The sequence below is a fragment of the Mesorhizobium sp. WSM3860 genome (assembly GCF_002294995.1).
In the GTDB taxonomy this organism is placed as follows: Bacteria; Pseudomonadota; Alphaproteobacteria; order Rhizobiales; family Rhizobiaceae; genus Mesorhizobium.
The window spans coordinates 22,678-31,246 of record NZ_NSGF01000035.1 but is presented as its reverse complement, the minus strand read 5'-3'; the positions used below and the strand labels follow the sequence as shown (position 1 = coordinate 31,246).

The following is an 8,569-nucleotide window of genomic DNA, read 5'->3' as shown; positions in this document are numbered from 1 at the left end:
GTCAGGCTCTCGGCCGGCGCCGGCTTCGTCGTCATCATCTGCGGCGAGATCATGACCATGCCCGGCCTGCCCAAGGCGCCCTCCTCGGAAAAGATCTTCCTCAACGAGCAAGGCCAGATCGAGGGCCTGTTCTAGAAAAATCCGTACTTCCCAAGGCGCTGGACCACGGAGCGCCCCTCAAGTCTTGGCACGTTGTGCCAAGACTTTCTTTTTGGACCGTTGCAGGGTGCGCCAGAGCGTTTCACCGTTTCACGGAAACGGCGAACCGCTCTGTCTCTTTTGTTTGACGCAATTCCGGACGGAAAACCGTTCCACACTTTTCCTGGAATTGCTCTAAAGCGTTCATATCTCACTGCTTGACGCAATTTCAGACTGAAACCGCTACACATTTTTCCTTGAATTGCTCCAAGTCAAATCAACGCCGCTGCGCGATCAACGCGCAACGGCGAACAGCCTCGTCGAAATGGGTTTTGTCTCAGCCGAGATGCGGCTTCCGCAGGACTAGGCGGTGTGAGCTAACGATGCCTGAACCCCATACTCAAGGGCGGCATCCTGGATCGTATGCCAAAGGCTGTCGGCGAAACTGGTAAAGACGAGGATGTGGAAGACGGCGTGCCCGTCCGAGCTATCGGCTCCGCGCCATATATTCGTCGCCGTGTGGTCGATCGAGGTCGTCGCCGCAGCGCCCGGGGGGAACGCCCTGTCATCCAGATCCAACGAGCAAAATTTCGACAGCGCCTGACGGGCGCGCGGTCCGCCAATCCGGATCAGGCAGCGCCCATCTGACTGGTCGGAGAGCGACGCGACGCCGGCAAAGGCATCCGACAGTTTGGAAAAGTGATCCCGCTCCGAGCGTGCGGAAAAGGCGATGAACTGGTCTGGGCCTGACCAGATCAGCGTGGCATGCCGACCCGCCGCCGTGCCCGGAGTGCTCGGCGGCTCGACCCCAAACACCTTCTTGGCTGCCTTAACTGTCTCGACCACTTTGCCGCGCCGAGCCATGACCTGAACCAGGTTGATGTCGCGCACCTCTTCCAGCATCACGCCAACTTGCGTACCGGTCACGCCATGGTGACCGGGGACGAGCGCACGCTCCAGCGGCGATTGGGTGTTCCACGAAAAATCAGCCACGCTGGCGCACTCCTTCGGGATCGTAGAAGACGGGGCTGCAGATCTCGGCCTCGTAGTCCTCGGTCCGCAGCGGGTCGTGGATGCCGACGATCTCGCCGGTTCGCTCGCGTCCACGTTCGACCAGACCAAGGCCGATCCACTGGTCGAGCATCGGCGAGAAGCAGACCGATGTAACGTAGCCCTGGTCTGTTTGCGGACCCGGAATCGCCCCTTTGGGTATGACGTGGGCGCCGGAACGCAAGCGGCGTGCCCGGTCGACTGGCTTTATCCCGACGACAACTTGGCGGTTCGGGGCCGTCAATGCCTCGCGCCCGGCCATCACGCGACCTATGAAGTCCTTCTTCTTGGACATCATCTTGCCCAGACCGAGATCATCGGCCGTGGTTGTGCCATTGAGCTCGGGTCCTGCGACATGCCCCTTCTCGATGCGCATGACGCCGAGCGCTTCGGTGCCGTAGGGCGTAACCCCGTAGGGCTTGCCAGCGATCATCAGGTTCTCGGCCATCGCCGCGCCGTAGCGTGCCGGAACCGAAATCTCGAAGGCCATCTCGCCGGAGAACGAGATGCGGAACAGGCGAGCGGTGACGCCTCCGCGGAGCTGGACTTCGCGGACGCCCATGAACGGGAAGCCCTCGTTCGTCAGATCTTCCGACGGATCGACCAGGGCCTGCAGCAGTTTGCGCGCGTTCGGCCCGGCTATCGAGAGCTGCGCCCACTGGTCGGTGGCGCTGGTCAGCTGCACGTCGAGTTCCGGGAACAGCACCTGCCGACAGAATTCGAGATGCTGCATTACCGGACCGGCCTTCGCCGTAGTCGTCGTCAGGAAGTAATGGTCTTCGGCCAAACGCGACGTCGTCCCATCGTCCATGACAATGCCGTCTTCGCGCAGCATCAGGCCGTAACGCGCCTTGCCCACTGCGAGCGAGGAGAAGGCGTTGATATAGACCCGATCGAGAAAGGCGCCGGCGTCCGCACCGCGCACGTCGACCTTGCCGAGCGTGGAGACGTCGCAGAAGCCGACACCGTTGCGCACGGCGAGCACTTCGCGGGTCACCGATTCCAGCCAGTCCTTCTCGCCGGCGCGCGGATACCATTGCGCGCGCTTCCAAAGCCCGGTGTCGACGAACACCGCGCCGTGTCTGGCAGCCCAGTGATGCGAGGGCGTCAACCGGGTGGCATGAAAATTCTCGTCGCGATGATGACCGGCGAATGCCCCTATAGCGACGGGCGCGTATGGCGGACGGTAGATCGTCGTGCCGGTCTCGGGAATGGTGCGGCCGCTTGCTTCCGCCATGATGGCAAGGCCGTTGATATTGGACGTCTTGCCCTGGTCGGTCGCCATGCCGAGAGTCGTGTAGCGTTTCAGGTGCTCGACGCTCTCGAAACCTTCCCGCTGCGCCAAAGTCACATCGGATGCGGTCACGTCGTGCTGGAAATCGACGAACGCCTTGCCCTTGCCTTTGACATGCCAGAGTGGCGTTATGGAATAGGCCTCATCGTCGGCTTTCGATGCCTCTCCCGGCTTCCCGACAGCGCCGCATTCAGCCGCCGCCCTGGCACCCGCGCTGTGCCCATCGCGGAGGCAGGCGCCGAGCGAGAGCTCACCATTGGCAGCACCGGCCGTGGCCATCCCCTTCGGCGCGTTGCCCGGCACGAAGGCCGCAATATCCTCGCGCCAGATCGGCTTGCCGCGATGGAAGCAAGACAGACCGACATTCGGGTTCCACCCTCCCGAAACAGCAAGGCAGTCCGTATCGATACGCTGCGTCAGGCCATTCTTGCCGTTGGTCACGACGATGCTGCGCACACCGTCAACGCCGCCCTTGACGTCGGAGACGACCCCGGCGAGCACGCGCAGATCGTAAGTATCGACAAGCCTCTGGTATTGCACCGGCACCTCATGCCGGGGGTCGATTACCGCCACGACGTGGGCACCGGCCCGCTCGATGGTCTCGACCGTGCGCCAGCCATCGTCATTGTTGGTGAACAACGCCACACGCTTGCCCGGCAGAGCCGCAAAACGATTGACGTAGGTGCGGACGGCCGATGCCATCATCACGCCTGGCCGATCATTGCCAGAAAAAACGATCGGCCGCTCGATCGCGCCGGCGGTCACCACCGAGCGCCTGGCAACGATGCGCCAAATCCGCTGCCGCACCTGATGACGATCCGGCATAGCGACGTTGTCGCTGACGCGCTCGAGCGCAGCGTAGGTGCCACCATCATAGACGCCGAACAGGGCAGTCCTGGTCATGATACGCACATTGGGCAAAGAAACGAGTTCGCGAGTCGCGCGACGCAGCCATTCCCTGGCATCCAGGCCATCGATCTCGCCGCCGTCACTGAGCAGACGGCCACCGATCAGGGAATCTTCTTCAACGAGAATGACGCGCGACCCGGCCCGGCCGGCGGCAAGCGCCGCCGACAGGCCGGCGGGACCGGCACCGACTACGAGCACATCGCAGTGAGCCCATGCCTTGTCGTAGTGGTCTGGGTCCGGCAATTCGGCGCTCTTGCCGAGGCCTGCAGCGCGGCGGATCATCGGCTCGTAGATCGCTTCCCAGAACCTCGCCGGCCACATGAAGGTCTTGTAGTAGAAGCCCGCGACAAAGATTGGGGCGAACAACTGGTTGATCGACATCAAGTCGCGACGCAGCGACGGCCAGCGGTTCTGGCTGTTTGCGATCAATCCGTCATAGAGTTCCTGCGTGGTCGCCCGCGTGTTCGGCTCGCGTCGGGCGCCGGTGCGCATCTCGACGAGCGCGCTCGGCTCCTCCGAGCCCGCGGTGACGATGCCGCGCGGGCGGTGATACTTGAACGACCGCCCCACGAGCTTGACACCGTTGGCGACGAGCGCGGAAGCCAGCGTGTCACCGGCAAACCCGGTCATGGTCTTGCCGTCGAATGAAAACTGGAGCGGCGATCGGCGGTCGATGATGCCGTCACCGGGCAGCCGGTGCGACTGGCTGGCGGGCTTGGCCCCTTTGCGGACGTTAGCCTCGATCGGCGCAGTCCTGGCGAGCGGCTCGGATTGCGAATAGCCAGACATGGTCATTCTCCTGCCCTCATCGCCGAGGCAGCACCCGCACCCGGAGCCGCCGTCACGGCAATGAATTCATGGGTAACGGTGTTGCGCTCGGCCACCAGCCAGGAGCGACAGCCGCCGCCGTGGTACCAGTATTCACGCATCACACCCGCTAGGTTGTCGCGCAGGTAGACGTAGTCGTAGAAGGCATCCTCGATACGCTCCGGACTCTCCCCGCCATCGACGACGAAGTTGGGCCGCTTGGGCGCGGCATCGCCAAGATACGTGAACTCGCCGTTTTCGCGTTCGCCGCAGAAGGGACATGCAATACGCATTCCACCAGTCTCGCTTTCAGTGAAGGTTCGGCTGGGCGCCCTGGCCCTTTTCATCAATCATCGCGCCGCGGCGGAACCGGTCGAGCCGGAACAGCGCGGCCTCCGGATGCGCCTCGTCGCGCGCGAGGAGGTGGGCGAAGACAAGACCCGATGCCGGTGTCGCCTTGAAGCCGCCGTAGCACCAGCCGGCGTTGAGATAGAGGCCGTCGACCGGGGTCTTGTCGATGATCGGCGAGCCGTCCATCGACATGTCCATGATGCCGCCCCACTGGCGCAGCATGCGCACGCGGCCGATCATCGGCATGATGGCCATGCCGCCCTCGCAGACATCCTCCATCACCGGCATGTTGCCGCGCTGAGCGTAGGAGTTGTAGCCGTCGAGATCGCCACCGAAGACCAGGCCGCCCTTGTCGGACTGGCTGACATAGAAGTGGCCGGCGCCGAAAGTAATGACACCCGGGATCAGGGGCTTGATCGCTTCGGAAACGAAGGCCTGCAGAACGTGGCTTTCGATCGGCAGGCGCAGTCCGGCCATCGCGGCGACTCGCGAGGAAGAACCAGCCACCGCCATGCCGACCTTGCCGGCGCCGATCCGGCCGCGCGAGGTCTCGACGCCGGTCACCTTGCCTTTGGCGTCGCGCACAAAGCCGGTGACCTCGCAATTCTGGATGATGTCGACGCCGCCTTCATTGGCGGCACGCGCATAGCCCCAGACGACCGCGTCGTGGCGGGCGGTGCCGGCGCGGCGCTGCAAGAGGCCACCCATGATCGGGAAGCGGGCATTGTCGTAGTTCAGGAACGGCAGTTCCTTGCGGATCTGCACCGCGTCGAGGAGCTCGGCGTCGATGCCGTTGATGCGCATCGTGTTACCGCGGCGGGCGAAGGCGTCGCGCTGCGCGTCGGAGTGATAGAGGTTGATGATGCCGCGCTGGCTGACCATCGTGTTGTAGTTGAGATCCTGCTCCATACGCTCCCACAGCTTCATCGACAGTTCGTAGAAGCCGGTGTTGCCGGGCAGGCCGTAGTTGGAGCGGATGATGGTGGTGTTGCGGCCGGCATTGCCGGAGCCGATCCAGCCTTTTTCCAGCACCGCGACATTGCGGATCCCGTATTCGCGGGCGAGGAAATAGGCCGTCGCCAGTCCATGGCCGCCGCCGCCTATGATGACGACATCGTAACGGCTTTTGGGCGCCGGATCGCGCCATGCCCGCGTCCAACCCTTGTGGCCGGACAATGCGGCCCGCGCCAGCGAGAAGATCGAGTATTTCATCGCGTCAAATTCCGCCCTTTGGTCTTGGAGCGACTTCGCAGTCGTTTCGAAAATCGCTCCGCCGGGAGTAAGGGGCGAGCGGCGGAGCGATTTTCTACGCGGACTCAGACGTCCAGCGTGTGGTCACGTTCCCATTGCGTGAAGTGAGAAGCGTAGGAGTTCCACTCCTGCGTCTTCAGCTTGACGTAGGCAGCGGAGAACTCCTCGCCCATGGACGCTTTCAACTCGGCGTCGGCGTCATAGGCGCGAAGCGCATCGAGCAGGTTGAGCGGCAGCTTGGAACCGTGCGTGACGGTATGTCCGTCCTTGTACATGTCGATGTCGCTGCGCGGACCCGGGTCAGCCTCGGTGCGGATGCCGCTGAGACCGGCGGCGATGATGGCCGCCTGCATGAGGTAGGGATTGGCAGCACCATCAGGAAGGCGCAATTCGAAGCGCCCGGGTCCGGGCACGCGCACCATGTGGGTGCGGTTGTTGCCGGTCCAGGTCACCGTGTTCGGCGCCCAGGTTGCGCCCGAGATGGTGCGCGGCGCATTGATACGCTTGTAGGAGTTCACCGTCGGATTGGTGATCGCGGCCAGTGCCGAGGCATGCTTCATGATGCCGCCGAGGAAATGCCGGCCCTTTTCCGACAGACCCAACTCCATCTCCTTGTCCGCGAAAGCATTGGTCTTGCCGCCGAGATCCCATACCGAGATATGAGCATGGCAACCGCTGCCCGTGAGGCCCTGGAAGGGCTTCGGCATGAAGGTCGCTCGCAGGCCGTGCTTTTCGGCGATCGACCTGACCATGAATTTGAAGAAGGAGTGCTTGTCGGCAGTAGCCAGGACGTCGTCGAATTGCCAATTCATCTCGAACTGGCCGTTCGCGTCCTCATGGTCGTTCTGATAGGGCTGCCAGCCAAGATCGAGCATGGCATCGCAAATTTCGGCAATCACGTCATAGCGGCGCATCACCGCCTGCTGGTCGTAGCAGGATTTCGACGCCGTGTCGTACTCGTCGCTGATCTGCTTGCCGTCGGGTGTGACGAGGAAGAATTCCGGCTCGACCCCGGTCTTCACGCGCATGCCTTCCTTGGCGGCTTCGGCAACGAGCCGCTTCAGGGTGTTGCGCGGCGCCTGACCGACACCCTTGCCTTCCATCAGGCAATCGGAAGCAAGCCATGCGACTTCCGGTTTCCACGGCAGCTGGATCACCGAAGCCGGATCTGGCACCGCCAGCATGTCAGGGTGCGCCGGCGTGAGATCAAGCCAGGTTGCGAAGCCGGCAAAGCCGGCACCGTCCTTCTGCATGTCACCGATCGCCTGCGCAGGCACCAGCTTTGCGCGCTGCCCGCCGAACAGGTCCGTGTAGGACACCATGAAGTACTTGACGTTGCGCGCCTTGGCGAACTCCTGGAGATCAATCCCCTCCGACTGATCGATTTTGGCATCAAAGGCCTTGTTCATTGTCTACTCCTCCCAATCTTCGGTTTTAGAAGCCACCCTGCCCCGGTACCCAGCCCGTCCCGGCGAGAGGCACACCGGCCATGGCCGCGGCTTCGATCGAAAGCGCGCAAAGATCTTCCGGCTCGAGATTGTGCACGTGATTTTTGCCGCAAGCTCGCGCGATCGTCTGCGCCTCGAGCGTCATCACCTTGAGGTAGTTGGCGAGCCGCCGCCCGGCCAAGATCGGATCGACCCGCTTCATCAGTTCGGGATCCTGCGTGGTGATGCCGGCCGGGTCCTTGCCTTCATGCCAGTCGTCATAGGCGCCGGCGGTGGCGCCGAGCTTTTGGTATTCTTCCTCCCAGTGCGGATCGTTGTCGCCGAGCGCGACAAGTGCGGCGGTGCCGATCGACACCGCATCGGCACCGAGCGCCAGCGCCTTGGCGACGTCGGCGCCGTTGCGGATGCCGCCGGAGACGATCAGCTGGACCTTGCGATGCATGCCGAGGTCCTGCAGCGCCTTCACGGCCGGCCTGATGCAGGCGAGCGTCGGCTGGCCGACATTCTCGATGAACACTTCCTGGGTCGCCGCCGTGCCGCCCTGCATGCCGTCGACCACGACGACGTCGGCGCCGGCCTTCACCGCAAGCGCGGTGTCGTAATAGGGGCGGGCGCCGCCGACCTTGACGTAGATCGGCTTTTCCCAGTCGGTGATCTCGCGCAGTTCCAGGATCTTGATCTCGAGATCGTCAGGTCCCGTCCAGTCGGGATGGCGACAGGCCGAGCGCTGGTCGATGCCCTTGGGCAGCGTGCGCATTTCGGCGACGCGATCGGAGATCTTCTGGCCGAGCAGCATGCCGCCGCCGCCGGGCTTGGCGCCCTGGCCGACGACGACTTCGATCGCATCTGCACGCCGCAGATCACGCGGGTTCATGCCGTAGCGCGACGGCAGATACTGGTAGACCAGCGTCTTCGAATGGCCGCGCTCTTCCTCGGTCATGCCGCCGTCGCCGGTGGTGGTCGAGGTGCCGGAAAGCGTAGCACCTCGGCCGAGGGCCTCTTTCGCCGGGCCGGAGAGCGAACCAAAACTCATGCCGGCGATGGTGATCGGGATCTTCAGCTCGATCGGCTTTTTGGCATGGCGCGAACCCAGCACCACATTGGTGCCGCAACGCTCGCGATAGCCTTCGAGCGGATAGCGCGAGATCGAGGCGCCGAGGAACAGGAGATCGTCGAAATGCGGAACCTTGCGCTTGGCGCCGGCCCCGCGGATATCATAGATGCCGGTCGCGGCCGCGCGGCGGATTTCGGAAAGCGTGTAGTCGTCGAAGGTCGCTGACTTGCGCGGCGTCGTTGGAGGATTGTGATAGCTCATGGTCGT

Annotated in this window: 7 protein-coding genes; 1 reads left to right on the top strand and 6 read right to left on the bottom strand. The window is 63.4% G+C overall.

From position 1 onward, the window contains the following. Positions 1–135 (top strand): formate--tetrahydrofolate ligase (locus CK220_RS30045; RefSeq protein ID WP_141245250.1); only part of this gene is annotated, 135 nt, incomplete at its 5' end. A 366-nt stretch (positions 136–501) separates the two neighbouring features. On the opposite strand, the gene CK220_RS30040 is transcribed toward CK220_RS30045, so the two are convergent. The 6 genes from CK220_RS30040 to CK220_RS30015 all read right to left on the bottom strand — a co-directional run bounded on the left by CK220_RS30040 (position 502) and on the right by CK220_RS30015 (position 8,563). Continuing rightward, positions 502–1,131: a sarcosine oxidase subunit gamma family protein gene (locus CK220_RS30040; RefSeq protein WP_095814982.1), complete on the bottom strand. Its 630-nt coding sequence runs from the start codon at positions 1,129–1,131 to the stop codon at positions 502–504. Next, entirely contained in the window at positions 1,124–4,186 is a 3,063-nt protein-coding gene (locus CK220_RS30035; protein WP_176479261.1) for a sarcosine oxidase subunit alpha, read from the bottom strand. Before CK220_RS30035 ends, CK220_RS30040 begins: the two co-directional genes overlap by 8 nt. Then, entirely contained in the window at positions 4,183–4,491 is a 309-nt protein-coding gene (locus tag CK220_RS30030; protein WP_095814981.1) for a sarcosine oxidase subunit delta, read from the bottom strand. The genes CK220_RS30035 and CK220_RS30030 overlap by 4 nt, the downstream gene beginning before the upstream one ends. 16 nt (positions 4,492–4,507) lie before the next feature. Continuing rightward, complete coding sequence (locus tag CK220_RS30025) at positions 4,508–5,761, bottom strand: sarcosine oxidase subunit beta family protein (RefSeq protein WP_095814980.1); 1,254 nt, start codon at positions 5,759–5,761, stop codon at positions 4,508–4,510. 104 nt (positions 5,762–5,865) lie between these two features. Continuing rightward, complete coding sequence (gene glnT / locus CK220_RS30020; RefSeq protein WP_095814979.1) at positions 5,866–7,209, bottom strand: type III glutamate--ammonia ligase; 1,344 nt, start codon at positions 7,207–7,209, stop codon at positions 5,866–5,868. Positions 7,210–7,234: 25 nt separating this feature from the next. After that, positions 7,235–8,563, bottom strand: coding sequence for an FMN-binding glutamate synthase family protein (locus CK220_RS30015; protein ID WP_095814978.1), 1,329 nt, complete (start codon positions 8,561–8,563; stop codon positions 7,235–7,237). Positions 8,564–8,569 lie beyond the last annotated feature (6 nt).